Source organism: Dactylosporangium vinaceum (genome assembly GCF_019904175.1).
In the GTDB taxonomy this organism is placed as follows: Bacteria; Actinomycetota; Actinomycetes; order Mycobacteriales; family Micromonosporaceae; genus Dactylosporangium; species Dactylosporangium vinaceum.
The window spans coordinates 4,701,480-4,727,292 of record NZ_CP061913.1 but is presented as its reverse complement, the minus strand read 5'-3'; the positions used below and the strand labels follow the sequence as shown (position 1 = coordinate 4,727,292).

The 25,813-nt window shown below is 71.9% G+C and carries 23 protein-coding genes; 10 read left to right on the top strand and 13 right to left on the bottom strand.

All coding sequences use genetic code 11. The features are described from left to right. Positions 1–137: 137 nt before the first annotated feature. Complete coding sequence (locus tag Dvina_RS21025; protein ID WP_223104173.1) at positions 138–2,162, top strand: right-handed parallel beta-helix repeat-containing protein; 2,025 nt, start codon at positions 138–140, stop codon at positions 2,160–2,162. 51 nt (positions 2,163–2,213) lie between these two features. Here Dvina_RS21025 and Dvina_RS21020 read toward each other — a convergent pair whose 3' ends face one another. Next, positions 2,214–2,609 carry a nuclear transport factor 2 family protein gene (locus tag Dvina_RS21020; protein WP_223104172.1) on the bottom strand — a complete coding sequence of 132 codons (396 nt, stop codon included), beginning with the start codon at positions 2,607–2,609 and terminating at the stop codon, positions 2,214–2,216. 170 nt (positions 2,610–2,779) lie between these two features. Between Dvina_RS21020 and Dvina_RS21015 the strand changes: the two genes are divergently transcribed. Further along, positions 2,780–3,367: a nitroreductase family protein gene (locus Dvina_RS21015; RefSeq protein WP_223104171.1), complete on the top strand. Its 588-nt coding sequence runs from the start codon at positions 2,780–2,782 to the stop codon at positions 3,365–3,367. 51 nt (positions 3,368–3,418) lie between these two features. Here the strand turns inward: Dvina_RS21015 and Dvina_RS21010 are convergent, their stop codons facing one another. Together Dvina_RS21010 and Dvina_RS21005 are read right to left on the bottom strand one after the other, a co-directional pair. Then, the gene (locus tag Dvina_RS21010) at positions 3,419–4,381 is read right to left on the bottom strand and encodes an AraC family transcriptional regulator (RefSeq protein ID WP_223104170.1); all 963 of its coding nucleotides are present in this window, start codon (positions 4,379–4,381) and stop codon (positions 3,419–3,421) included. 312 nt (positions 4,382–4,693) lie between these two features. Then, a complete protein-coding gene (locus Dvina_RS21005) occupies positions 4,694–6,529 on the bottom strand; it encodes an ABC transporter ATP-binding protein (RefSeq protein ID WP_223105631.1) in 1,836 nt (611 codons plus the stop codon). Between the two features lie 213 nt (positions 6,530–6,742). Between Dvina_RS21005 and cbiM the strand changes: the two genes are divergently transcribed. The 3 genes from cbiM to Dvina_RS20990 are packed head-to-tail and all read left to right on the top strand — an operon-like array spanning position 6,743 to position 9,473. Continuing rightward, complete coding sequence (gene cbiM / locus Dvina_RS21000) at positions 6,743–7,810, top strand: cobalt transporter CbiM (protein ID WP_223104169.1); 1,068 nt, start codon at positions 6,743–6,745, stop codon at positions 7,808–7,810. After that, entirely contained in the window at positions 7,807–8,709 is a 903-nt protein-coding gene (gene cbiQ, locus Dvina_RS20995; protein WP_223104168.1) for a cobalt ECF transporter T component CbiQ, read from the top strand. The genes cbiM and cbiQ overlap by 4 nt, the downstream gene beginning before the upstream one ends. Next, positions 8,706–9,473, top strand: coding sequence for an energy-coupling factor ABC transporter ATP-binding protein (locus tag Dvina_RS20990; RefSeq protein ID WP_223104167.1), 768 nt, complete (start codon positions 8,706–8,708; stop codon positions 9,471–9,473). Before cbiQ ends, Dvina_RS20990 begins: the two co-directional genes overlap by 4 nt. 68 nt (positions 9,474–9,541) lie before the next feature. Here the strand turns inward: Dvina_RS20990 and Dvina_RS20985 are convergent, their stop codons facing one another. The 3 genes from Dvina_RS20985 to Dvina_RS20975 form a co-directional block, all read right to left on the bottom strand. Continuing rightward, positions 9,542–10,264, bottom strand: a complete 723-nt coding sequence (locus tag Dvina_RS20985) for a hypothetical protein (protein WP_223104166.1) — start codon at positions 10,262–10,264, stop codon at positions 9,542–9,544. Positions 10,265–10,336: 72 nt separating this feature from the next. Continuing rightward, complete coding sequence (locus tag Dvina_RS20980) at positions 10,337–10,849, bottom strand: CGNR zinc finger domain-containing protein (RefSeq protein WP_223104165.1); 513 nt, start codon at positions 10,847–10,849, stop codon at positions 10,337–10,339. Positions 10,850–10,942: 93 nt separating this feature from the next. Continuing rightward, positions 10,943–11,641: a TetR/AcrR family transcriptional regulator gene (locus Dvina_RS20975; protein ID WP_223104164.1), complete on the bottom strand. Its 699-nt coding sequence runs from the start codon at positions 11,639–11,641 to the stop codon at positions 10,943–10,945. An 88-nt stretch (positions 11,642–11,729) separates the two neighbouring features. Between Dvina_RS20975 and Dvina_RS20970 the strand changes: the two genes are divergently transcribed. Then, the gene (locus Dvina_RS20970; RefSeq protein ID WP_223104163.1) at positions 11,730–12,632 is read left to right on the top strand and encodes an aldo/keto reductase; all 903 of its coding nucleotides are present in this window, start codon (positions 11,730–11,732) and stop codon (positions 12,630–12,632) included. Between the two features lie 35 nt (positions 12,633–12,667). Here Dvina_RS20970 and Dvina_RS20965 read toward each other — a convergent pair whose 3' ends face one another. From Dvina_RS20965 to Dvina_RS20945, 5 genes are all read right to left on the bottom strand, one after another. After that, complete coding sequence (locus Dvina_RS20965; protein WP_223104162.1) at positions 12,668–12,952, bottom strand: hypothetical protein; 285 nt, start codon at positions 12,950–12,952, stop codon at positions 12,668–12,670. 171 nt (positions 12,953–13,123) lie between these two features. After that, positions 13,124–14,239: an MFS transporter gene (locus tag Dvina_RS20960; protein ID WP_223104161.1), complete on the bottom strand. Its 1,116-nt coding sequence runs from the start codon at positions 14,237–14,239 to the stop codon at positions 13,124–13,126. 231 nt (positions 14,240–14,470) lie between these two features. Then, on the bottom strand, positions 14,471–16,102 hold the full coding sequence (locus tag Dvina_RS20955; protein ID WP_223104160.1) for a type 2 periplasmic-binding domain-containing protein: 1,632 nt from the start codon (positions 16,100–16,102) through the stop codon (positions 14,471–14,473). Positions 16,103–16,130: 28 nt separating this feature from the next. Beyond that, entirely contained in the window at positions 16,131–17,021 is an 891-nt protein-coding gene (locus Dvina_RS20950; RefSeq protein ID WP_223104159.1) for a carbohydrate ABC transporter permease, read from the bottom strand. Further along, complete coding sequence (locus Dvina_RS20945; RefSeq protein ID WP_246656348.1) at positions 17,018–17,902, bottom strand: ABC transporter permease subunit; 885 nt, start codon at positions 17,900–17,902, stop codon at positions 17,018–17,020. Before Dvina_RS20945 ends, Dvina_RS20950 begins: the two co-directional genes overlap by 4 nt. A 340-nt stretch (positions 17,903–18,242) precedes the next feature. On the opposite strand from Dvina_RS20945, the gene Dvina_RS20940 reads away from it, so the two are divergent. The 3 genes from Dvina_RS20940 to Dvina_RS20930 all read left to right on the top strand — a co-directional run bounded on the left by Dvina_RS20940 (position 18,243) and on the right by Dvina_RS20930 (position 21,707). Further along, positions 18,243–19,244, top strand: coding sequence for a hydroxyacid dehydrogenase (locus Dvina_RS20940; protein WP_246656347.1), 1,002 nt, complete (start codon positions 18,243–18,245; stop codon positions 19,242–19,244). Positions 19,245–19,339: 95 nt separating this feature from the next. Further along, positions 19,340–20,722, top strand: a complete 1,383-nt coding sequence (locus Dvina_RS20935) for a GH1 family beta-glucosidase (protein ID WP_223105629.1) — start codon at positions 19,340–19,342, stop codon at positions 20,720–20,722. Between the two features lie 4 nt (positions 20,723–20,726). After that, positions 20,727–21,707, top strand: coding sequence for a serine hydrolase domain-containing protein (locus Dvina_RS20930; RefSeq protein ID WP_223104157.1), 981 nt, complete (start codon positions 20,727–20,729; stop codon positions 21,705–21,707). On the opposite strand, the gene Dvina_RS20925 is transcribed toward Dvina_RS20930, so the two are convergent. Next, positions 21,690–22,457, bottom strand: coding sequence for a sugar phosphate isomerase/epimerase family protein (locus Dvina_RS20925; RefSeq protein ID WP_246656346.1), 768 nt, complete (start codon positions 22,455–22,457; stop codon positions 21,690–21,692). The genes Dvina_RS20930 and Dvina_RS20925 overlap by 18 nt on opposite strands. A gap of 107 nt (positions 22,458–22,564) precedes the next feature. Between Dvina_RS20925 and Dvina_RS20920 the strand changes: the two genes are divergently transcribed. Next, positions 22,565–23,635 (top strand): LacI family DNA-binding transcriptional regulator, encoded by a 1,071-nt coding sequence (locus Dvina_RS20920; RefSeq protein ID WP_223104155.1) that lies wholly within the window; start codon positions 22,565–22,567, stop codon positions 23,633–23,635. A gap of 112 nt (positions 23,636–23,747) precedes the next feature. Here the strand turns inward: Dvina_RS20920 and Dvina_RS20915 are convergent, their stop codons facing one another. After that, a complete protein-coding gene (locus tag Dvina_RS20915) occupies positions 23,748–25,637 on the bottom strand; it encodes a putative bifunctional diguanylate cyclase/phosphodiesterase (protein ID WP_223104154.1) in 1,890 nt (629 codons plus the stop codon). Positions 25,638–25,813: the final 176 nt, after the last annotated feature.

Below are 25,813 nucleotides of genomic sequence, written 5' to 3'. Positions count from 1 at the left end.
ACCGGGCAGGGATCGAGCGGCGTCCATCCAGTGGTCCGGCCCTCGCCCGGGATGCCGTGCGGCGGTTAGCATTCGCACGGTGCGGCCGGCGCGGTGCCTGCCGGCCCAGCGTGTTGCCGGTGGAAGGCGGACCGCAGATGACCACGGTGTTCCACGTCGCGACGACCGGCTCGGACGGTGCCGACGGCACGGCCGAGCGGCCCTTTCGCACGATCAACCGGGCCGCGGCGGCCGCGCACGCGGGCGACACCGTGGTGGTGCACGCCGGGGAGTACCGGGAGTGGGTGAAGCCGCGCCGCGGAGGGCTCAGCGACGCGCGGCGGATCACGTACGAGGCGGCGGCCGGCGAGCACGTCGTGATCAAGGGCTCGGAGCGGGTGACGGGCTGGGAGCGCGAGGACGGGTCGGTGTGGCGGGCGACCGTGGCCGGGGACGTGTTCGGCGAGTTCAACCCGTTCGCGGAGGAGATCGCCGGCGACTGGATCGCGTACCGCGACGGCGCCCCCCGCAAGCACCTCGGCGACGTGTACCTCAACGGCGTCAGCGGCTTCGAGGTCGCCGGCCGTGACCAGGTCACCGACCCGCCGCTGCGCACCGAGGTCGTCGACGGCTGGACCGGCGTCACGGTGCCGATCGACGACCCGCAACGAACCCGCCTGGTCTGGTACGCGGAAGTCAGCGCCGAACCAAGCACCCACGCCGGCGCCGACCCACGCACGCACACCGGCGCAGACGTGCGCCCGGCGGCCGGGGCCACCACGATCTGGGTGAACTTCGGCGGCGCCGACCCCAACCACGAGCTCGTCGAGATCAACGTGCGCCGGTCGGTGTTCTTCCCCGAGCGCCACCACCTCGACTACATCACTGTACGCGGCTTCGAACTCGCCCACGCCGCCAGCCCGTGGACGCCCCCGACCGCCGACCAGCCCGGTCTCATCGGCCCGAACTGGGCCAAGGGCTGGGTCATCGAGGACAACCACATCCACGACGCCAAATGCTCGGCGATCTCGATCGGCAAGGAGGCGTCCACCGGCCACAACTACGCCTCCGAGCGTGGCGACAAGCCCGGCTACCAGTACCAGCTCGAGTCCGTCTTCGCCGCCCGGCAGATCGGGTGGGACCGCGAGCACATCGGCTCGCACCTGATCCGGCGCAACACCATCCACGACTGCGGCCAGAACGGCATCGTGGGGCACCTCGGCGGCGTGTTCTCCACGATCGAGGACAACCACATCTACAACATCGCGACCAAGCGCGAGTTCTACGGCTACGAGATCGGCGGCATCAAGCTGCACGCCGCGATCGACGTGACCATCCGCCACAATCGCATCCACGACTGCACCCTCGGCATCTGGCTCGACTGGCAGACGCAGGGCACCCGCATCGCCCGCAACGTGTTGTACCGCAACAGCCGTGACGTGTTCGTCGAGGTCAGCCACGGCCCGTACCTGGTCGAGCACAACATCTTCGCGTCGAAGGCGGCGCTGGAGCTGTTCAGTCAGGGCGGCGCGTTCGTCGGCAACCTGATCGCCGGCACGGTCCGGCTGGAGGCGGTGCCGGACCGCGCGACCCCGTACCACCGCCCGCACAGCACCCACGTGGCCGGGTTCGCGACGATCACCGGCGGTGACGACCGCTGGATCGGCAACCTGTTCGTCGGTGTCGACCCCGCCGCCGCCTACGGCCCGGATGCCGAGGGTGTCGGCGCCGCGGTCGCGGGCACCGCCGGATACGACGGCTACCCGGCCTCCTTCGCCGAATACCTGGACCGCATCGCCGCCATGCCGCCCGGCGATCACAAGCGATTCCTGGGGGTACTGCAGCCCGTCTACGCCGGCGGCAACGTCTACGCCGCCGGCGCCGCGCCGTTCGACCGTGAGGAGCACCCGCTGGTCCTGCCGGGCGGCGCCGCCGCGGTCGCCGAGGACGGTGACGGCGTGTACCTCGACACCGACCTCCCGCCGGAGTTCGACGGCGCCCGCCTGGCCGCGCTCACCGGCCGTGACCTGCCCCGGGTCCGGGTCGCCGACGCCGACTTCGAGGAGCCCGACGGCACCCCCGCGCGCATCGACACCGACCTGACCGGCGCCCGGCGCACGGCTGGTGCGCCCGGCCCGATCGCCGCCCTGCGCTCCGGCCGGGCGCGGACCCGGGTCTGGTAGCGCCGGGCCGCGGCACCGCGCCGAGCGGCGGTGCCGCGCTCGCGGTGCGGCTCAGCGCTCGTCGTCCCAGGCCATCGACGTGATCCGCCACCCGTCGCCGGTCCGCGCGAACTGCGTGGAGATCCAGCCCTGCGCCGCGAACGCGGCCCCGTCGAGGACACCCCGCTTGTCGTAGCGGCTCCACCGCTGCCCGACGTTGCCGAACACCTGCGACGCCCCGCTGATCTCCGACTCCGCAAACGCCGTCAGCGCCCCGGAGCGCACCTGCGCGACCCGCGGCGCGATGAACTCGTCGACGGTGCTCACCTCCGCCGGCGCCCCGACCGCCCGGATGAGCAGCCCCCGCGGCGCGAACACGGCGCGGATCGCCTCGTAGTCGGGCACGGTCCCCGCCTCGAACGACACCGCCCGGAAGAACCCGGCCAGCAGCACCTCGAACTCGCGCACCCGAACACCCCTTCACCGTCGCCGCGCTCCACCTTCCGGGCGTTCCACCCGGTTCCAGCCTGTGAGCATCATGCCCGTCCGGGCGTGTCCGGCGCGCAGTTGCCGTGTCGTGCGCCTCATTGCCCGGACAAACCCCGACGCCGCTGGGGTACCCGTGTGACGCTGTCCCGATGCGCGACGACCTGACCCCGCCAGGTCTGCACCCGCTGCTGGCGGCCCGCTGGAGCCCCACGGTGTTCGACCCCGCGTTCGAGGTCACCCCCGCCGGGACGGAGCTGCTGGTCGAGGCGGCCCGGTGGGCTCCGTCCGCGGGCAACTCCCAGCCCTGGGCGTTCATCGTCGCCCGCCGCGGCGACGACACGCACCGCCGCCTGATCCGCCACCTGGCGCCGAGCGCCGGCCGGTGGGCCCCGTCGGCGAGTGTCCTGGTCGCGAACCTGGCCCACCGCTGGGTGGAAGGCACCGACTGGGAGTTCTCCGAGTTCGCCCACTACGACCTGGGCCAGGCGGTGGCCCACATGACGTTCCAGGCGGGCGCCCTGGGCCTGTCCGTGCGCCAGTTCCGCGCCTTCGACCAGGCCGCCGTCGCCGCCGACTTCGCCGTACCCGGCCACTGGGAGGTCACGTCGATGTCGGCGATCGGGCGGGTCCCGGCCGACAGCGGGCCCCGTCCGCCGAGCGCCCTGTCCCCCGCCCCGGCCCGGGTCCGCCGCCCCGTCGACGACCTCCTGTGGACCGCGGCGGACCCGCCCGGCTGACCGGCCGGCCGCGGCCGGGGCATCCTCGTCCACGCCGTGGCCGGGCCTGTCTCAGGTGCGCAGGGTGCGGCTGGGCAGGTGCCCGTACACGGTGCGGTACTCGGCGGTGAAGCGGCCGGGGTTGGCGAAGCCCCAGCGGCGGGCGATGCTTTTGATGGTGGTGCCGTTGCCCGGCTCGGCGACCTGGAGTTCACGGTGCGCGTGCTCCAGGCGCACGCGGCGGAGGTACTCCAGCGGGGTCTGATCGAGATGCCGGCGGAACGCCACCTGCAGGCCGCGCACGCCGATCCCGGCCGCGGCGGCGATGGTGGCCGCGGTGAGCGGCTCGGCGGCGTGGGCGTCCATGAAGGCGACGGCCCGGCGTACGGCGGCGGGCGGGACGCGCCCCGGGCCCGGCAGCCGGGCGGCGGTCATCATCGTGTTCGGGAACACCGTCAGCAGCGTGGCGGCCGCCAGCTGCCGCAACTGCTCCAGCACCAGCGGGGGCAGGTTCGCGTCGGGCACGGCGAGCTGGCGCACGAGGTGGGTGGCGGTCGCCGACCAGTAGCGGCGCATCGGCTCGGACACCGGCGTGACGGACTCGAAACGCAGGTCGGCCGCCGGCAGCCCGCTGGTGGCCTCGGCGAGCTCGGCGATCTCCGTGATCGGCATGCGCACGATCGCCAGGGTGACGTCGTCCCAGTCGGCGGTGAAGGGGACGCCTGTCGGGTACAGGAAGCCACCGGTCCGGGGTAACACGATCGACTCGCGGCCGCGGTGCAGGACGCCGTTGCCCTGCAGGACGGCTCCGGCCAGGAGGAACGCGGCGCCGTCGACCGCGCCGGAGTACTGCGCCCCGCCGATGCGCACCGCATCGGCTCCGAGGCGGTCGTAGTTGGCGCTGCGCAGGGAGACGTCCACGGCGGCCGGGTCGGCGAAGCGCATCCGGGGCCGGTGCTCGATGAGGAGGTTGAGGGACTCCGCCGCGACGTCACGGTCGTGGGTGCGCACCTCGAAGAACGCGGGACTTCCCACACCAACCTCCCTGTCACCGCTGCCCGTATCGGGTCATCGTGCCGCAACCGCCGCGTCCGCGGAGGCGCTCCGCCAAGTCGCCCCGGCCACTACCATCGCGGCCGGCGGGCCGCCACCGCCGCGGCGCTGCCGTCTCGATTGTCGATCAAGGCGCTGACCTGTGCAAATGTCCGATCGCCTGGGCGGGGCGCGGACCGGTCCGGCGAGGATCTCACGGCCGAGCGACGTCCAGGACGGCCCGTTGCGGCGACGGCGAGGGTGGCGGCCCGCGCCGGGAACCCGGCCGGTGCGCTGCCCGCCCGGGTCCGGCCGCTAGGCCAGGTATCCGGCGGCCTGGAGGCGGAACAGTTCGCTGTACCGGCCGCCGGCGGCCATCAGCTCGTCGTGGGTGCCCTGCTCCTCGATCCGGCCGTGGTGCATGACGTAGATCCGGTCGGCGTGGCGGACGTTGGCGAGGCGGTGCGTGATCAGGACGGTGGTGAGCCGGCCCTGCCGGTCGCGGATCGCCTGGAACAGCGCGTCCTCGGCCCGCGGGTCCAGCGCCGAGGAGGGCTCGTCCATGATGAGCAGGTCGGCGGTGCGCAGGAACCCGCGGGCGGCGGTGATGCGCTGCCACTGGCCGCCGGAGAGGTCCTGGCCGTTGGCGAAGGTGCGGTCGAGCAGGGTCTCGTACCCGTGCGGCAGCTCCGTGATCATGTCGTGCGCGGCGGCCCGGGCGGCGGCCGTCTCGATCCGCGGCTGGGACGGTTCGGCCGCGGCGTCGCCGATGGCGATGTTCGTCGCGGCGGTGAACGGCCACTTGTGGTACTCCTGCGTCACCACGGCGATCCGGGCGTGCAGCGCGGCCGGCTCCCAGTCGGTGAGGGGCCGGCCGTTCCACTCGACGGCCCCGGCGTCGGGGGTGCGCAGCCCGGCGATCATGGAGGCGAGGGTGGTCTTGCCGGAGCCGTTCTCGCCGACGAACGCGACGGTCTGCCCGGCCCGCACGGTCAGTGTCACGTCGTCGACGGCGGGTGTGTCCCGGTCGGGGTAGGCCAGTGCGACGCTGCGCACGTCGATGCGGCGCAGCGTGTCCGGGGCGGGGCGCTCGTCCCGGGCGGCCGGCAGATATTGCGCGGCCCGCTCCATGAACCCGGTGTAGTCGCCGAAGTGGCGGCCCTCGGTGTAGATGTTGTCGATCTGCAGGGTGACGGTCGTCAGCGACCGCTGGGCCGTCTGGACGGCGATGACGCAGGTGGCCGCGGCGGCGATGGGGATCTGCCCGCGCAGCAGCAGCACGCCGAGCAGGATGTACACCCCGACCGTGGCGAGGCCGCCGATGACCGACCCGACGCTCGTCGTCGTGGTGACCCGGCGGGCCAGGGCCAGCTGGATGTCGGTCTCGGCGCCCATCACCCGGTCGTACTGGTCGAGCAGGAACCGGCGCAGGTCGTAGGAGCGCAGTTCGGTCGCGGAGTCGCGTTCGGCCATGAGCCGGTGCAGCAGCCACAGCCGGCGGCGGCGCACGGAGCCGGCGATGAACGTCTGGTACCGGTGGTGCCCGGCCCGCAGCGACGCCCACGCGTTGGGCACGGTGGCCACGAGCAGAGCGAGCAGCAGCAGCGGGTGGATGACGATGACGGCGGCGGTGACGGCGAGCACCCCGGCGAGGCCGGCGAGCATGTTCATGGCGCCCTGGACGAGCCCGGCGGCGGAGTGGGTGCCGCGGGAGGCGCGCTCCATGTCGTCGGCGAACGCGTCGGCGTCGAACGCGTCGAGGCGCACGGCGGTGGTGACCTCGAACAGGGACCGTTCGACCTCCCGGTCGACGCGCGGGGTGAGGCCGTTCTGGGCGTAGCCGGTGGCGATCCCGAGCCCGGCCCGCAGGCCGGTGACCGCGGCGAGCGCGGCCAGGGCGGGCAGGGCGGCGGTGACCCGCTGCGGGGTGGGGCCGCCCTCGAACAGCTGGACCAGGACCTGGCGGGTGGCGAGCAGGCCGAAGGAGGCCAGGACGCCGGAGCCGACGGTGGCGATGCCGACCAGCAGGGTCCGGCCGCGGTCGGCCCGCCAGCTGAGCCGGACCGCGGCGGCCAGGAGTTTGGGCAGTTCGGCGAAGACGGCCCAGGTGCCGGCCTCGGCTCGGGCCCGCACGCCGCTCTCCCACCACATCTCGCGCAGCTCGGGCAGGACCGAGTGCTCGGTAGTGCTCGCTGCCACCACGGCCGCCCCTCCGTCCGTCGATATCCGACGATGCCTGACGGGCGGGGGCAGGAACAACCTGACTCAACCGGAAGGGTGCGTTCATTCACGGGTCGGCGTCCCGTCACCTCCTGCTTCCAGTTCGCTGTTGCAAATGACTGGCGATAGCGAAAGACTGCTCGTATGCACATTCCGGATGGGTACCTGAGCCCGCAGACCAGCGCCGTCTTCGGGCTGGCCATGCTCCCGCTGTGGTGGCAGTCGGCGGCGCGGGTGAAGAAGGTCGTCAAGAGCCGGTACGTGCCGCTCGTCGCGCTCGGCGCGGCGTTCTCGTTCGTCATCATGATGTTCAACATCCCGATCCCCGACGGCACCACCGCCCACGCCGTCGGCGGCGGCCTGATCGCGATCCTGCTCGGGCCGTGGGCCGCGTGCATAGCCGTGTCCATCGCGCTGCTCATCCAGGCGCTGTTCTTCGGCGACGGCGGCATCCTCGCCTTCCCCGCGAACGCCTTCAACATGGCCGTCGTGCTGCCGTTCGTGAGCTACGGGATCTATCGGCTGCTGACCCGCAACACGGCCCTGACCTCGCCGCGGCGGATGTGGGCGGCGATCGTCGGCGCCTACGCCGGGCTGAACCTGTCGGCCCTGGCCACGGCGATCGAGTTCGGCATCCAGCCGGACCTGTTCCACAAGGCCGACGGGACCCCGCTCTACGCGCCGTTCCACCTGTCGCAGGCGATCCCCGCGATGATGCTCGCCCACCTGCTCATCGCCGGGGTCGTCGAGGGCGTGCTCACCGGCGGCGTGGTGGCGTACCTGCAGCGGGCCAACGTACCGCTGCTGCGGATCAACGCACCGGAGGTACCCCTGACGCAGGCCGAGGTGCAGCGCCGGCCGGTGAGCCCCGTCCGGGCCGCCCTCGTCACGCTCGGCATCATGGCCGTCATCAGCCCGCTCGGCCTGCTCGCCCCCGGCGGCGCGTTCGGCGAGGACGCACCGCAGGACCTGGACCTCGGCCGGTACGGGCTCAGCGCGGTGCCGGAGGGGCTGGCGAAGTACACCGGCTTCTGGGGCCGCACCCTGCTGCCCGACTACGGCGGCGGCAGCTGGTGGCAGTACGTCCTCAGCGCCGTCATCGGCATCGCCGTCGTCGTCGCCCTGGTCTTCGGCGTCACGTGGCTCATCGGCCGGCTGCGCGGCGGCGAGCGCGAGGCCGCCGACCTCGACGCCCCGCCGGTGCGCTCGTGACGGCGCCGGCCTGGCTGCTGCGGGCCGAGCCGGGGCTGTGCCCGTGCGGCTGCATCGGCGTGCGCCGCAAGGGCAGCTTCGTCGCGAAGACCCTGGCCGGGGCGTCCGGCGTGCTGCGCCAGGCGATCTTCTCCGAGGACGTCGCCGCGGCGAAGGGCCTGCTGCAGCGCCTGGACCCGCGGGTCAAACTGGTGTCGATGATCGGGCTGCTGGTCGTCGTCGCGCTCGTGCACTCGCTGCCGCTGCTGGCGCTGTCCTACGTGGCCACCGTCGCCCTCGCCGTGGCGTCCGGCCTTTCGCTGGGGTACTTCCTCAAGCGCGTCTGGCTCTTCGTGCCGATCTTCACCGGCGTCGTCGTGCTCCCGGCGACCCTGTCGATCGTGACGCCCGGCGACATCCTGCTCCCTCTCTGGCACTGGAACGGCGTTGCCGAGGGCGTCACGGCGCAGGGCCTGCACGGCGCCGGCCTGATCGTCGCCCGGGTCGCGACCTCCATCTCCCTGGTCGTGCTGCTCACGCTGACGACGCCGTGGGTCCGGCTGCTGGCCGCGCTGCGCGCCCTCGGCGTCCCGAAGATCTTCGTCCTGATCATCGGGATGGCCTACCGGTACCTGTTCCTGCTGCTCGACGCCGTCGACGACATGTACACCGCCCGCAAGGCCCGCACCCTGACCGGCCGGCGCGACACCCCCGAGGGCCGGGCGTTCGTGGCCGCGGGCGCCGGTACGCTCTTCGGCAAGGCCCACCAGCTCTCGGAGGAGGTGCACCAGGCGATGACGGCCCGCGGCTACACCGGCGACGCGCAGACCCTGACCGCCTTCCGCCTGCGCCGCGCCGACTACGTCTTCGTGGCCTCCAGCCTGCTCTGCGCGGCCGCCCTGCTGCTGGCGGCCCGATGATCTTCCAGTGCCAGGGCCTGTCCTATCGGTACCTCGAACGCTTCACCGCCCTCGACGACGTCGACCTCACCGTCGCCGCCGGCGAAACCGTCGCCCTGCTGGGCGCGAACGGCTGCGGGAAGTCGACACTGCTCAAGGTGCTCGACGGCCTGCTGTTCGCCGACCGCGGGACGTTCACCGCCTTCGGCGCGCCCGTCACCGAGGACGCCCTGGAGGACGAGCAGTTCAACCGCGGCTTCCGCGCGCGCGTCGGGTTCGTCTTCCAGAACTCCGACGCGCAGGTCTTCTCCCCGTCGGTCCGCGAGGAGATCGCGTTCGGCTGCCTGCAGCTGGGCCTGCCCCGCGACGAGGTCGCCGGCCGGGTCGACGACGTCATGGCGATGCTCGACATCACCGACCTGTCCGACCGGGCACCGTTCCAGCTGTCCGGCGGGCAGAAGAAGCGCGTCGCGATCGCCTCGGTCCTCGTCATGAACCCGGAGGTCCTACTCTTCGACGAGCCGACCGCCGCGCTCGACCCGCGCACCCAGTTCTGGCTCATCGAGCTGCTGGAGGAGCTGCGCGCCGCGGGCAAGACGATCGTCCTGGCCACCCACGACCTGGACAGCCTCCCGCACCTCGCCGACCGGTGCGCGGTGTTCAGCGAGGCCCACCGGATCATCGCCGACGCCCCGACCGCGGAGATCCTCGACAACCGCGACCTGCTGCTGGAAGCGAACCTCATCCACGCCCGCTCACCCTTCGGCCACACCCGCACCCGCTAGAGACCAACCGCCATCAGGCCCGATTCCCCGCGGTGTCCGGGTGGCGGTCGCCGCGGGCCTGAGTGTCGTCAGGCGGCCAGCTTCTCGAGACCGGTTCGGATCCAGCTGAGACCCAGGTCGTCGGCCGCGCTCCCGGCGGCCTCGACGAGCGAGGCGCGCTCAGGATCGTCCTTCGGCAGTTCGGCGGCGAGCAACAGCTGGGCCGCGGCGGTCTGCGGCCTCAGACCGGCGGCGGCGCGCAGGTGCAGCGAGCGCCGCAGCATACCTATCCCCTCGTCGCGATCGCCGGTGTCGATCACGCGCCAGGCCAGGTGGCGGAGCACGATCGACTCAAGGACGAGGTCGCCTTCCCGGCGGGCGGCTTGCATGGCGTTGGCGTAATGCGCGCTCGCGGCGGCACCATCGTCACGGACGTTGTCGAGGAGCGCACCCCAGTGGAACTCGGCCCATCCGTGCGTCTTCGGGTCGGCGGCGGCGAATCTGTATCCGGCTTCGGCGGTCTCATAGTCGTCCGGCAGCGGGTCCAGATCGAAGTAGAGGCGGGTGTAGGCGAGCCGGGCGGTGAGCAGACGAGCGTGCGTGGAGTCCGGATCGAGGGCCGCTATCGCGTCGGCCGCCGCTTCGATGTCGTCGAACCGGAACAGGAACCGCTCGTACAGGATGTCGGCCTTCAGTTCGAGCGCCGCTGCGCCCGTCTCCCCGGCCAGCAGTGCGGCGGCGGAATCCCATTCGCCGAGCACCTGCAGGCGACGGGCTACATTCAGCCTCATGTAGGCGTCAACAGCTGACATGGCACCTACGCTAGACGTCGGTCGGTAGGTGGTCAAATGCGTGATACCGACTACACGGGTGGTGGCCCGGCGTCATCGGGCGGTGGCGGCCTTGCGGCGGGCGCGGTGGTTGGCAACTGTCGTGCGGCTGGCGCAGGCGTTGGAGCAGAACCGGCGGCTGCGGTTACGGGAGTCGTCGACGTAGAAGCGACCGCAACTGTCCGCCTGGCAGCGACCCACGCTCACCTCCGGGTCGCCACAGATCACGTGTGCGAGGGCAGCGGCACAGCTGCGGCCGATCCACGCCACGGGCTCCTCTCCGTCGCGGGCGAAGTGCAGGTGTTGACCCTCCCCGTCGTGCTCGCTGACGTGGATGGCGGGCGGGAAGCGTTCCAGGAGCAGGTTGACGGGAGCGATCAGCCCGTTGTCCGTGATCGCCGCGATCGCCTCCCGCAGGGGCCGGACGAGGTACGCCAGTTCCTGGGGGTCCGGTTCGGCGATGTGGTGCTGGCGGAAGAACTCCCGCCGCAGCTCGCTGGGCTCGTCACCGTTGACCAGTTCGACAGCCAGCCGGGTCAGATTACCGATGTAGGCCACATAGCGCACTTGACCACCTACCTCTCCGCCCCCATAGTAGGCGCCACGAGGATGAGCCACAAAAGACGCTATGGCCGGCCGAGCGGATGTCGAGGTCTCGAGTCAGCGGGCGAGTCGCTGAAGCCAGTCCCGGAGCAGGGCGGTCTCGGGTGGGCGCAGGGCAATGGGCTCGCCCGCGGCGGTGAGGGCCGCGTCGAGCGCGAGGGCTCGGGCGGCCAGCGCTGGATCCGAGTCCGGGGTCGGATCAGTTGTCAGGGCTCCGATAAGTGTTTCCCGCATGATCGCCGAGATCTCCGGGTCTCGTTCCGGGCCGGGGGTGGCAATGAGCGACAGGGTGACGCCGGTGGCGGCGGCCTGGCAGAGGTGGGCCGCGAGTGCCCGTGGGACCCGCAGGCGACCGGATGCGGCGACGCGGTCGAGAAATTCCAGCAGCAGCCGGTGGGCCTCGTCGGCGGCCGGCGGCCGGCGCCCGGGCCGGTCAGTGCCGAACATCAACAGGTAGACGGCGGGGTGGCGCAGGCCGAACCCGACGTGGGCGTCCCAGCCGCGGCGCAGGTCCTCGACGGGATCGGTGCTCGGCGCGACCGTGCGCTTCTCGGCCAGGTAATGGTTGAACGCCTGGACCGCCACGGCCGCCAGAAGACCGTCCTTGTCGCCGAAAAGCTGGTAGAGCGACGCGGCCCGGATGCCGGCGGCCGCTGCCACCGAGCGCGTGGAGACCGCCTGCGCGCCCTGGTTTTCCAGGAGGTCGGCGGCCACCGCAAGGATGCGCTGACGGGTATGGGCCTTCACGTCGTCCACCGTTGCAATGCTACAGGAAATGGCGTATCACTGGAACGAGGCAGTGCTACGAGCAACGGCGTTGCACCGATACAGCGGGAGACGATCAATGAACCGAATCGGATACGGCGCCATGCAACTCGCCGGGCCGAACGTCTGGGGTCCGCCGTCCGACCCGCAGTCGGCACGGCACGTGCTTCGACTGGCGGCCGAGTTGGGCGTCACGTTCTTCGACACCGCAAACGCGTACGGACCGCGAACGGTCAATCAGCTGATCGGGCAGGCACTGCAGCCGTTCCTGGACGGCGTCATCGTCGGCAACAAAGTGGGCGCCGGACGCGGCCCGGACGGCTCGTGGATCATCACCGATCACCCCGACATCATCCGCCGGCAGGTCCACGAGGCCCTCCAAGACCTGGGCACGCAGACGAGTGAGCTGACCTACCTCCGCCTGCCGGGCGATACCCCGGGAGCAGCATCCGCGGTTGCGCTGGAGGACTCGCTCGGTGCACTCGTCGAGTTGCGTGAACAAGGCCTCATCCGCCGCATCGGACTGTCCGGGGCGTCACCGCAGATGCTGGCCCGGGCCCAGGCGATGACACCGATCGCGGCCGTGCAGAACCGTTTCAACCTGCTTGACCGCAGCGGTGTTCAGGTCCTGGCCGACTGCGAGGCACAAGGCATCATGTTCATTCCCTATTTCCCGCTGGCCTCCGGACGGCTCACCGATCACGACCAGCTCACCGGTCCCGCGCGGCGCCTTGGCGTGACACCGGCGCAGGTCGCGCTGGCCTGGCTCCTGCGCCGTTCCCCCGCCGTCGTCGTCATCCCCGGCACCGCAGACCTTGAGCACCTCCGCGCCAACATCGCCGCCGCCGAAGTCGCCGAAGCGCTGACCGACGAGGAGGTCACCCGCCTGACCGGCCTGGTCGACGAGTCGAAAGCACGCTTGGACCGGCCACATCAGTCCACCCTCGACGCGCATGAGGCATCGGCGGCCAGCCGCCGGTAGGCATCGCGCTCGGCGTGCGGCAGATACTCGGCCCGCTACGCGCCCGGGCCGTTGTCGCGGGCCGCGATGGCGAGGGCGATGAACGCGCGGAACTCCGCGAACTGCTCGGCGGTCATCTTCCACCGGCGCCCGCCGGTGATGTCGTTCTCGCCGTACGCGGCGCCGAGGCGAACCTTGAACCCGTCGTGGTGTGGCTCCCCGTTGACCCGCAGGAACTCCACGTGGTAGCGCTTGCTGTCCTCGAGGAGCCGGGTGAAGATCTCCAGGACCCGGCCGTTGAGGACCAGGATGTCGTCGCCGATCGCGAACTCTGCCGCCATGGTCAATACCATAACGGGGCGGGAACCGCGAGGACCCGGCCGCGGCTGACCGGTATGCGACGTTCGGCCGCCGCTTGCTGACCTGCCAGCCCCGACGCGCCGCGGCTTCCGCGCGCGCGTCGGGTGCGTCTTCCAGAGCTGCGACGCGCAGGTCTTCTCCCCGCCGGAGCATCAGATGGATGGATGTGATCCCGCGGGCCGAGCGACGATGGCCGCGGTCGCGAGGAGGCCCGCGGCCGCGGCGAAGGTGAGCCCGGCCGGGCGCAGTCCGATGCGGTCGGCGAGCACACCCACGCCGGTGGCGGGAACGGCCAGCATGGCGTAGAGCACGGCGAAGTACGCCGACGACACGGCCCCGCGATGGTCCGGGGCGACCTGCTGCACGGTCATCGCGAGCCCGGCGCTCAGGCAGAGGCCACCGGAGCAGCCGAGCGTCGCAGCGGACAGGACAAGCGGCGGGAACGTCGCCGTTGCCAGCGCGACGGCCAGCACTGCGGCCGCGAGTGCCAGACCCGTGCAGCCGGCTCGCATCGCGACGGTGGGCCGCAGCCGGCGGCTCACCACCTGGCCGAGCGCCATCGTGGCGAACACCAGACCCGGCACGGCGCCGGCGAGACTGTGGCTCGGCAGCCGCAGGGAACGGACCAGGAATATCGCGCTGACGGCCGTCAGCACCCCGGTGACGGCGAAGGCCGTCCCACCGGCGACGGCGGCGTGCAGGAACGCGCCGCGCACCCGGACGCGACCCGGGCGGCCGGGCCCGCGCCTCGACGGCACCGTTGATCCGGCCGGGGTCAGCGCCGCCAGCGCCGGCACGGCGACGGCGACAAGCGCGGCGTGCACGGCGTATGGCGTCCGCAGCGGCGCCGCGACGAGATCGGCCGTGATGCCGGCGAACAGGGTGCCGAGCGCCAGCCCGCCGGTGTTCGCCGCGAGCGCGAGCGCACCGGCGGTGGCCCGGCTTCCGGGCGCGGCGAGGTCGACGATCGCGGCGGTGCCGACCCCGCTGGCCAACCCGGCGGAGAGACCGGAGACGACCCGGGCGAGCAGCAGCACCGGCAGCGCCGGCGGCAGCAGGAACAGCACCGTGCTCAGCAGCGACAGGCCCAGCGCGGCGAGCAGCACCGGCCGCCGCCCGAGCACGTCGGAGAGCCGCCCGAACAGGGTGAGGCAGGAGACCACGCCGAGGCCGTAGGCGGCGAACAACACGGTGACGGTCAGGTCGGTGAGGCCCAGCCGTTCGGCGTAGAGGCCGTACAGCGGAGTGGGGAGGGTCGTTCCCATCATCGTGACGAAGAGTGCCCCGGCGGTCGCGGCGACCGCACGCCCGCCGGGGGCTGCGGCGGGCCGGCCGCGCTCTCGCGCGGCCGGCCCGGACGGATCGGCCACCTCAGTGGACGGCCGCGAGGACCCAGCTGGACGGGTCGGGCAGCGACGGCGGTATGAAACGTTTCACGACCACGTTCACGGTGGTGTGCAACTCCTTCGTGACGGGGTGGGGTAGGTGCGGCCCGGCGGTCAGTTGTTCGCCGCGGCGTATTGCGCGTACTCCCCGGCGATCGTGTCGCCGCCGGATCTCTTCCAGTTCTTCACCGTCTCGTCCCAGGCGCTCAGCGGAGTGCGGCCGGTGACGACGCCGATGAGGCCGTCGGTGATGAGCTTGTAGATGGTCAGGCCCTGGCTGGCCTGGGTCGCCGACTTCATCCCCCGGGTCGGGTCGAAGGTGACGTTCTTGACCGCTGTGCGTTGCCAGTCGAAGAGCCGGGTGAGCTTGTCGGCCGGCAGGCCCGGGAAGTACAGCACGCCCGGCGCGTCACTGAGGTACTTCACCGGCAGCGTCACCGCGTTCTCGCCGCCGGTCCACAACGGCGTCGGCGTCGGCGCTCCCGTGCTGCTGCGGGTGAAGTGGGCTCCTTCGACGCCGTAGTGGAACAGCTCGTACTCCTTGGTTCCGAACGGCGAGGCGAGAAAGTCCAGCACCCGCAGCAGCATCTTGATGCGGTCCGGTGCGGCCTTCTTCATGGCGGTGTACCCGAACAGCCCGCCGCCGCCCCACGCCGCGGGGGTGCCGCCGGCTCCGGTGTACAACTGCGCGAGGTTGACGTCGAACGCGCCGTTGACGCCCGTGATCATCGGAGCGGCGGACCCGATGTTGCCAAAGATCGCGGCGACGCTCTGCGCGAAGAACTGCGTCTGGATGTTCGCCGTGCTGATGGTCACCGAGTCGGGGTGGTAGACGCCGGCCTGCCACAGGTCGCGCATGTAGCCGACGGCCGCCTTGAACTCGGGCGCCTCGAAGGTGGACACGAACTTCCCGCCGTCGAGGCGCCAGTTGTTCGGCGCACCGTGCGCGGCGGCGTGGAAGTTGTAGAGCAACTGCGTGTCGGTGCTGCCGCCGAGGGCGTACTTGCGGTTGCCGCTCAGCGCCTTCGCCACCGTGGTGAACTGGTCGCGGCTCCAGGCGCCGGTGTAGCCGGCCGCGGTCAGCGCGTTGTCGTTGATGAACAGCGTGCTCGGTGACGGGCTGCGTTCGATCGGGACACCGTAGAGGTGCCCACCGATGCGTCCCATACCCTGCCAGGCGTACGTCGGGATGTTCGCGAGGTTCGGGTACGTCTTCACCGCGTCGCCGGACAGGTACTGCGACAGGTCGGCGCACTGCGCGGGCAGGAACTGGGTGTCGCGGGGCAGGCCGTAACCGGAGAAGACGCAGATGAGGTCGGGCAGTTCGTTCCCGGCGACCAGGGTCTGCACCTTCGCCGGGTAGTCGGCGTTGGGCACGATGGTCAGTTCCAGGTTGATGTTCAGCGCCTTGTTGATGGCCTGCCAGAACTGGTTGCTGGCGGCCGGCTTGGGCGGCGCGCCGTACGAGATGACCCAGGCGCGCACGGTGCTGCCGTCGCCGGGGGCGGGCTGCCCGGTCGAGGCGACCGAGGTGGGGTAGGCGGTGTAGCCGGCCTGCGACTGCGGCGTGCCCGGCAGGTCGGGTGCAGGGCCCTTGGCCGGGACGTAGGCGGGCCACGGCACCGCGGCGCCGGTGGGCACCGCGCCGGGCTTGCCGCCGTCGGAGCACGCGGCGAGCGAGGGCACGGCGGTCACGGCCGCGGTAGCGCCGGCCGCGCGTAAGAGCGAGCGTCGGGACAGGTGCATGGGGTGGTTCCTTTCGACATCGGGGGTGTCAGGTCTTGATTGCGCCCGTCATGACCCCGCGCACGAAGTAGCGCTGCAGGAACGGGTACACGAGGACGATCGGCAGCGTCGCCATCACCACGACGGCCATTTGGATGGTCTGCGGTGCGGCCGCGAACGCGCCGTCGCTCTGCGCGGACGGGTCGGCGAGCACCCCGCCGGACGTCACGTAGGTGCGCAGCACGAGTTGCAGCGGCCACTTGGTCGTGTCCTGGAGGTAGAGCATGCCGGTGAACCAGGAGTTCCAGTAGCCGACGGCGTAGAACAGTCCGACCACGGCGAGGGCCGCCTTCGACAACGGCACGACCACCCGCCACAGGATCCGCCAGTCGCCCGCGCCGTCGAGCCGGGCCGCCTCGAACAGCTCCGCCGGGATCGACTGGAAGAAGCCCCGCATGACGATGAGGTTGAAGACGTTGAGCAGCACCGGCAGGATCAGCGACGCGTACGAGTCGAGCAGCCCGACGTTCTTCACCACGAGGTACGCGGGAATCATCCCGGGCGGGAAGAGGAAGGTGAACAGGATCAGCATCAGCAGCGGCCGGCCGCCGACCACCTCGGGCCGGGCCAGCGCGTAGGCGAGCAGCGCCGTGGTGGCAAGGCTCAACGCTGTGCCGGCGAGGGTCACGCCGGCGCTGACGAGCAGCGCCCGGGTGACGATGCCGCCCTGCCAGATCTGCTCGTAGGCGCTCAGCGTCGGCTCGGTCGGCCACAGCACCCAGCCGCCGTTCGCGGTGACCTCGCGCGGCGACGCGATGCTCGTCGACACCACGACCAGGAACGGCGCCATCACGAGCGCGATCACCACGACGAGGGCGAGCGCCTTGCCGATCCGCGTCGGCACCCGCGCCGGTTCCTTCCACGGTGGACGCGCGGTCATCGGTACACTCCCTGCTCTCCGAGGCGGTGCGAGATCTTGTTGGCGGCGTAGACGAGGCAGGCGCCGATGACGCCCTTCGCCAGCCCCGCGGCGGCGGCCAGGCCGAAGTTGCCACCGACGATGCCGTGGTAGTAGACGAACGTGTCGATGACCTCGCCGGCCTCGGGGCCCACCGCGTCGCGTTGCAGCAGGATCTGTTCGAAGCCGACCGACAGGATGTCGCCCAGCCGCAGGATGAGCAGCAGCACGATGATCGGGCGGATCGCCGGCAGCGTGACGTGCCAGAACCGCCGCCAGGGTCCGGCGCCGTCGATCGCGGACGCCTCGTAGAGCTGCTCGTCGACCTGGGTCAGCGCGGCAAGGAAGATGATGGTCCCCCAGCCGCTGTCCTTCCAGATCACCTCGGCGACCATCAGCGGCTTGAACGCGCCGGGGTCGGCGAGGATGTTCACCGTGTGCAGCCCGTGGTCGGACAGCAGGCCGTTGAGCAGGCCGGCACCGCCCAGCAACTGCTGGGCCATCGCGACGACGATCACCCACGAGATGAAGTGGGGCAGGTAGACCACGCTCTGCACGAACCGGCGGATCGTCCCGGAGGTCAGGCTGTGCAGCAGCAGGGCCAGTGCCAGCGGCGCGGGGAAGAAGAACACCAGCTGCAGGCCGGAGATGACGATCGTGTTGAGCGTGGCCTGCCAGAACGCGTCATCGCCGGTCAACACGGTGAAGTTGTCGATGCCGACCCAGGCGCTGGCGAAGAACCCGTAGAAGGGCACGTAGTCCTTGAAGGCCACCAGCGTGCCGAACATCGCGCCGTACTGGAACACCAGGAAGTAGGCGACGCCCGGCACCATCATGAGCAGCACGGGCCAGTCACGGCGCACGCGCTGCCCGAGTCGCAGGCGCCGCGGTCTTCCGGGCGGACGCGGATGTGCGGTTGCGTCGCCATCGTCCGCAGCGCCGGCGGGGACCGGACCTACGTCCGTCGTCGGTGTCACCATGGCGGTCCTCTCCTGGCCTCAGTGACCGGAAGCTATTACCGATTACAGGCACAAGTCAAGCAGATGAACTGGTATTTCGTCGGGTCGCGGCCCCGAGTTTGCCGGTCAAAACGCCACCTAAGCCACGAATTGCCACCAGACACGTTGCGGCGTTGACGCATTCGGAGCCCGCCGCCTATGGTCGCTGCGAAACATTTTGAATACGGTTACATGGGAGGCACTCATGCGGCAGCCGATCCGGGCGATGGTGGCGATGTGGCCCGAGATCACCGGGCGGCTACTCCCGCCGGATCTGCGCCGGCGGCTCGACGGCCTGGTCACGGTCGTCCCCGACACGCCGGTCACGGACTTCGCCGTCGCGTCGGTCGGCCCGGACCTCGCCGCCACGGACGTCCTCATCACCGGCTGGGGCTGCCCACCGGTCGACGCGGCGGTGCTCGCCGCCGCACCCCGGCTGACGGCGATATTCCACGCCGGCGGCACCGTCAAGCCGCTGCTGACCGAGGACGCCTGGCAGCGCGGCATCACGATTTCCTCGGCCGCCGACGCCGGCGCCGGCCCGGTCGCCGACTTCACCCTCGCGGTCGTGGTCCTCGCCGGGAAACGGGCGCTGCCCGCGGCCCGCCGGTACGCCGCCGGGCACTTCCCCAACCACGCCCAGCGCGTCGACGGCAACGACGGCCGCGTCGTCGGCGTGATCGGCGCCTCAAGGATCGGCCGGCGCGTCATCCCACGACTGGCCGCGGCCGGATATCGGGTGCTCGTCAGCGACCCCTACCTCGACCCCGCCGACGCCGCCGCGCTCGGCGCCGAGCTGGTCGACGTCGACGAGTGCTGCCGCCGCGCCGGCATCCTCACCCTGCACGCCCCGGCGATCCCCGCCACCCGGCACCTCATCGACGCCCGGCGACTGGCGCTGATGCCCGACGGCGCCACCCTGATCAACACCGCCCGCGGCGCCCTGGTCGACACCGAGGCGCTCACCGCCGCCTGCGCCAGCGGCCGCATCGACGCCGTCCTCGACGTCACCGACCCCGAGCCCCTACCGCCCGGCCACCCGCTGTTCAGCCTGCCCAATGTCCTGATCACACCGCATGTCGCCGGTGTGCAGGGCAGCGAGCTGCGACGGCTCGGCGACTTCGCCGTCGACGAGCTGGAGCGCTTCCTGCTCGGTGAGCCGCTGCTGGGCCAGGTCCACCGCGCCGACCTTCCGATCCTCGCCTGACCCCTCACCGGAGGTAGACCCGTGCCTTACCGCTGCAACCGCCGACAGGCCCTCGCCGGCGTGGTGGGGACCGCAGCCGCCGCGACGCCGGGCGGCTGACCGTGGCCACCTTCCCGCCCGGCTTCCTGTGGGGCGCCGCGACCTCCGCGTACCAGGTCGAAGGCGCCGTCGACGCCGACGGCCGCGGACCGTCGATCTGGGACACGTTCGCCGCCCGCCCCGAACACATCGCCGACGGCAGCACCGGCGCCGAGGCCTGCGACCACTACCACCGCTACCCGGAGGATCTCGACCTCGCGCGGCGCATCGGCATCACGGCGTACCGCTTCTCGGTCGCCTGGCCCCGGGTCCTCCCCGACGGCCGCACGCTGAACCGGCGCGGCCTGGACCACTACCGGCGGGTCGCCGAGGCGTGCCGACAGCGCGGGATCACGCCGATGGTGACCTGCTACCACTGGGACCTGCCGCAGCCGCTGCAGGACCGGGGCGGCTGGGCCCACCGCGACACCGCCGAGCGGTTCGCCGACTACGCGGCGACCGTCCACGACGCGCTCGGTGATCTCGTGCCGTGGTGGGTCACCGTGAACGAACCGGCGGTCGCGGCGTGGGCCGGCCACAGCGCCGGTGTGCACGCGCCCGGCCTCCGCGACACCGGCCGGGCCCTGGCCGCCGCGCACCACCTGCTGCTCGGCCACGGCCTGGCGACCACCCGGCTGCGCGCCGGGCGCCACCCGGACACCCGGGTCGGCATCGCGCTGAACCTCACCGTCGCCGTCCCGGCCACCGACGCGGCCGAAGACGTCGCCGCCGCCGCCCGGTTCGACGGGCACCACAACCGGATGTTCCTCGACCCCGTCCTCACCGGTGCCTACCCGCGCGACATGCTCGACTGGTACGCGCCGCAGGCCGACCTGGGGCATCTGCACGACGGCGACCTGCGGACGATCGCCGCACCGCTGGACTTCCTCGGCGTCAACTTCTACAACCGCACCCACGTCCGCGCCGACCCGTCAGCGACCGCAGGGAGCCCGGCGCTGCGGGTCGCAGAGGTCCGCCCGGACGGCCTCACCTACACCGAGATGGGCTGGCCGGTCGAGCCCGACGGGCTGCGGCAGGTGCTGTGCGGGCTGCGCGAGCGCTATCCCGGGTTGCCGCCGGTGCACATCACCGAGAACGGCGCGGCCTTCGACGACGTTCCCGGCGCGGACGGCACCGTCGACGACCGTGACCGCGTCGGCTACCTCGACGGCCACCTGCGCGCACTGCACGCGGCGATCGCCGCCGGGGTCGACGTGCGCGGCTACTTCGCCTGGTCGCTGCTCGACAACTTCGAATGGGCGATGGGCTACACCAAACGGTTCGGGCTGATCGCGGTCGACTACCCCACCCAGCGGCGGACCCTCAAGTCCAGCGCCACCTGGTACGCCCGGGTCGTCGCCGCCAACGCATTGCCCGCACCCGACGAAGGGAAGATGTGAACCGATGACCGACCGCCCCTACGATGCCGCGCTCCGCTGGATCTCCGCCGCCGTCGATGACGGCCGCCTCGACCGCGGCGTGTTCGGCGTCGCCACCTCCGGCGGCACCGTCCTGCTGGAGCCGTTCGGCCGTGGAACCTCGGCGGACGAGCACTTCGCAGTGTTCTCGGTGACCAAGCCCGTCGTCGGGCTCATCGCGCTGCGCCTGGTCGAACAGGGACTGCTGTCGCTGCGTCAGCCCCTGCGGGAGGTCCTGCCCGGCTTCGGCCCGGGCCGCACCGACGAGGTGACCCTGCGGCATCTGCTCACCCACACCAGCGGCGTGCTCGACGGGAAGGTCGACCCCCCTGGCGGGCTGCGCCAGGCGCTGATCGACGCGCCTGCGGTGTTCCGCGCCGGCACTGCGGTGCAGTACTCGAGCCTCGCGTTCGAAGGCATCGCCGCGATGATCGAGCACGCGAGCGGCCGGACGGTGGACGAGCACCTCGCCGAACTCCCGGGCGGCGACGCGATGACGTTCGATCCCGGCTGCCCCGCCGTCGCCGTCACCGAGATCGACCGGTTCGTTGCCGACTCTGCGTCGTTCCGGCGGACCCGCCACCCCGGCGCCGGCCTGCTCGCCCGGGCCGACGGCCTGCTGCGGCTCGGCAGCTCGCTGCTGCGCGGCGACGGCGCCGCCGTGCACCCGGTGACCCTCGCGGCGATGACCACCCCGCAGTCGACCGGGCTGCCGATCCTCAGCGCCGACCCGATGTTCGCCGAGCAGGACTGGGGACTGACCTGGACGCTGCGGGACCGGTCGACGACCCTGCTGGAACGCCGCGTGTACGGTCACGGCGGCTGGTCCGGCTGCCAGTGGTGGCTGTACCCGGACCACGATGCCTGCGTCGTGCTGCTGGTGAACAACCTCTACCCGGGCGTCCCCGGCGTCCAGCTCGACAATCTGCTCAACGCCTTCACCACCGGGCTACCGATGCGGCAGTAACCGGGACTGCAGGTATTCCCGGCCGGCGACGAGGACCGCCTCCAGCGGCTCCGCCGACGGGTGCCACTTGCGCTCCCATTCCAGGCTCAGCCACCCGCGGTATCCGAGCCCGCCGAGCGCGTCGAACATCGCCGTCAGCGGCAGCACCCCGGTGCCCAGGCGCACCGGGGTGCGGTCGGCGGCCGAGCGCTGGTCCTTGATCTGCACGTGCGCGAGGTGCGGCGCGAGCAGCCTTGCGGTCACCGGGATCGGCTCGCCCCGTCCCCAGGGATGCGCGATGTCCCAGACCGCCCGCACCCGTGGGTGCCCGACCAGGTCGAGGACCCGCGCGACGGCCGCGCCGCTGGCGTGCGAGTCGTGGGTCTCCAGCCAGAGTTCGACGTCGCCGGGCAGGGAGTCGGCGGCGGCCCGGAGCCGGCGGGCCGCCGGCTGCGCCGCATCGGGGTCGCCGTCGACCGGACCGTCCGGGCCCCCGGCGCCTGCGAACACGCGGACCGCCCCGGCCCCGAGGTCGGCGGCGAGCCCCGCCTCGGCGAGCAGCGCCGCCACCACATCCCCGTCGTCGGACCCGGCGGCCACCCGGACGTAGGAGGCGACGCAGACCGGGGCCGCCGCACCGAGGTCGGCCCGGGCGGCCACCCGGTCCGCCCAGGGGGTGCCCGTATGGATCGGCTCATCGGGGGCGGAGCGAAGTTCCAGGCCCGACCAGCCGGTGCGCGCGGCCATGGCGGCCACCTCGGCGAGCGGCATACCCGAGCAACCTAAGGTGGAGAACGCCAGCTTCACCCGCGAAATGTATCATTACAGGAACCGATTTCATTCGTTGATCAAGCACCGCCGAAGGAGCGTTCCCGACGATGTCGAGGACACAAGCAGCGGACCGTCCGGGCCGTGTCACGATCCGCGATGTCGCCCAGCACGCCGGGGTCTCGGTCGCGACGGTCTCGCGGGCACTGGCCGGCGACCGAACGGTGACGCCCACGACCCTCGCCAAGGTGCAGCAGGCCGTCCGCGACCTCGACTACGTCGTCAACGCCCATGCGCGCGGCCTGTCCGGCCGGCCGACACCGATGATCGCGGTGATCGCCACCGACGTGCGGTCGCCGTTCGTGCAGCACGTCGCCGCCGGGGTGCAGGAACACGCCGCCGAATCCGGCCGCTTCTGCGCGATCTTCACCACCCAGGGCGAGGCCAAGCAGGAGACCGACGCAGTACGGCTCATGCGCGAGATGAACGCCGAGGGAGTCCTGCTCGTCGGCGGGGTGGTCGACAGCGCCGACTACCGGGACCGGGTCCGCGGCTATGTCCAGACCCTTGGCTCGCGCCTGGTGCTGTGCGGGCGTCCGTCACCCGGCCCGGACATCCCGGCCCTGGTCGTGGAGTACGACAACATCGGTGGGGCATACGCCGCCACCAGCTACCTGCTGTCGGCCGGTCACCGGCGGATCGCGCTGATCACCGGCCGGCACGGGTTCACCACCACCGACCAACGCGTCGCCGGATACCGCAAGGCCTGCGCCGATTTCGGCGTCGAAGTCGACGAACGCCTGATCATCGCTGACCACACGGTGCTGGACCGCACCGCCGGCTACCTGGGCGTACAACGGCTCCTACGCGAGGACGCGGACTTTTCCGCCGTGTTCACCGGCACCGACACGATCGCCTCGGGCGCTCTGACCGCCTTGCGCGAAGCCGGCCGGCGAGTGCCCGACGACGTGTCAGTCGTCGGGTTCGACGACCTCGCGTTCGCCCAGGAGCTCACGCCACCGCTGACGACCGTTCACCTGCCGCACGAGGAGCTGGGCCGCGCCGCCGCGCGCATGGCGCTCAGCAACGTGCAAACCGGTTCGGGCCGTGACCATGTGCTGCTCGGCACCCACCTGGTCATCCGCGACTCGGTACGCCCCTACGTCCGCACGGCCGGCTGAGTCGCGATCCTCAGAACGTGTCAATCCACGCCGCGGCGACATCGCCACGTTCACCACGGCCCTGGCCCCCGGCCGACCACCCGCCGCGCTGCCGTCGACGCGCACCGGAGGACTAGAACAGGTAGGCCGGGTGCCGGGCGTGCAGCCACAGCTCGAGGTCCTCGGCGGGCAGCGGGCGCGCGTAGTGGTAGCCCTGGGCGATGTCGCAGCCGAGCGCGCGCAGTGCCTCCGCGTGGGCCTCCGTCTCGACGCCCTCGGCGACGACCGTCATGCCCAGGTTGTGGCCCAGCTCGATCGCCCCGCGCACCAGCACCGCGTCGTCGTGGTCGGTGTCCATGTGCTGCACGAACGTCCGGTCCACCTTCAGCTCGTCGACGGGCAGCGCCTTGAGGTACGCCATCGACGAATACCCGGTGCCGTAGTCGTCGATGGACAGGTGCACCCCGAGCTCGTGCAGCTGCCGCAGGGTCGCCGTGGCCAGGGCCGGGTTCGCCATCACCGCCGACTCCGTGACCTCCAGCCGCAGCCGCCCGGCCGGCACCCGGAACTCGGCCAGCAGGCGCGTCACGTCCTCGACGAGGCCCGGGTCGAGCAGGCACCGCGGGGACAGGTTCACCGCGACCGGCAGCGCGCGGCCCGCGTCGAGCCAGTCCCGCGCCTGGGCCAGGGCGTGGCGCAGGACGTACAACGTCAGCCTGGTGATGAGGCCCGTCGTCTCCGCGACCGGGATGAAGTCGGCCGGTGCGATCGGGCCGCGCTCCGGGTGCCGCCACCGCACGAGCGCCTCGACCCCGCACACCGCCCCGTCGGCGAGGGAGACCTTCGGCTGGTAGTGCAGCGTGATCTGGTCGTCGGCGTCCAGGGCCCGGCGCAGGTCGCCGAGCAGCTGCAGCCGGCTGCTGTCCTCGGTGTGCAGCGCCGGCTGGTAGGCGACGATGCCGGTCTTGGTGTCCTTGGCCGCGTACATGGCGATGTCGGCGCACCGGATGAGGTCGTCCTGCGGTGCGGACGCGACCCCGATGGACACCTCGATGTCCACTGTCACGTCGTCGAGGTCGAAGCTGCGGTGCAGCGACGCCTGGATGCGCTCCGCGAGGCGGGTCGCGTCCGGCGCCCCGGTCGCCGGCAGCAGGATCGCGAACTCGTCGCCGGCCAGCCGGGCCACCGTGTCCGTCGCGCGCACCGCCGCCGCCGTGCGGGCCGCGACCTGCCGCAGCAGCTCGTCGCCGTACTGGTGGCCGAGAGTGTCGTTGACCTCCTTGAACCGGTCCAGGTCCAGCATGAGCACCGACGGGCCGCCGTCGAGGGCCTCGGTGGTGCGGGCCGTGAACACGGCCCGGTTCGGCAGGCCCGTCAGCTCGTCGTGCATCGCCTGGCGGACCAGGCGCCGCTGGTAGCCGGTCGCGACGGCCCCGAACACCACGATCATGGCCAGGCCCACGGCGAACGTCGACAGCGTGGCCACGAACACCAGCTCCTCGACCTGCTCCAGCCGGTCGCTGGTGGCCGCGACGGTGGCGTTCTGCTCGTCCTCGGCGTCGCGCAGCATCGAGGCGACCTGGTGCGACAGCGGGTCGACGGAGTCCTCGTCGATCTCGCGGATGCTGACGGGGTCGGCCCGGTCGATGGCCAGGAACAGCGACTCGGCCGCCGCCAGGTACTGCCGCTGCAGCGTGCGCACCTGCGCGACAAGGGTCCGGTCGTGCGCGGCACCGCGGGCCTCGATGTCCTTGAGCGCTCCGTCGAGCGCGTTCGCGGCGTCGGCGTGGTCGGCGCGGGCGTGCCGCTCGGGCTCCAGGCGGTACTGCCGCTGCGCGAGCTGCTGCGCCGACACGGCCTCGTGCGCGCGGTGGTACGCCTCGGCCAGCCACGAGGCGGTGCGCGACGCCGTCGCCGCGTGCCGGGTCGCCACGGTGCCGAGCACACTGACGCCCGTCAGCACCAGCAGCACCAGGGCGAGGCCGGTAAACGCGGCCCGCCGTCTGGCTTGCGATCGTGGCACCGGCCGCTCCCGTCGCGCACCCCCGGCCGCCCACAGCGGGCTGCACTACCGGACTCGTCGGCACCGGCGCCGCCCCGTTGACCGGACCTGAGGTTGCGGATCGGGATCACCTCGCGTAAATCGTCCTAGGATCCTAGGTGCTGTATCCGGGAAACGTCGCATTCGGTACGGTCTTG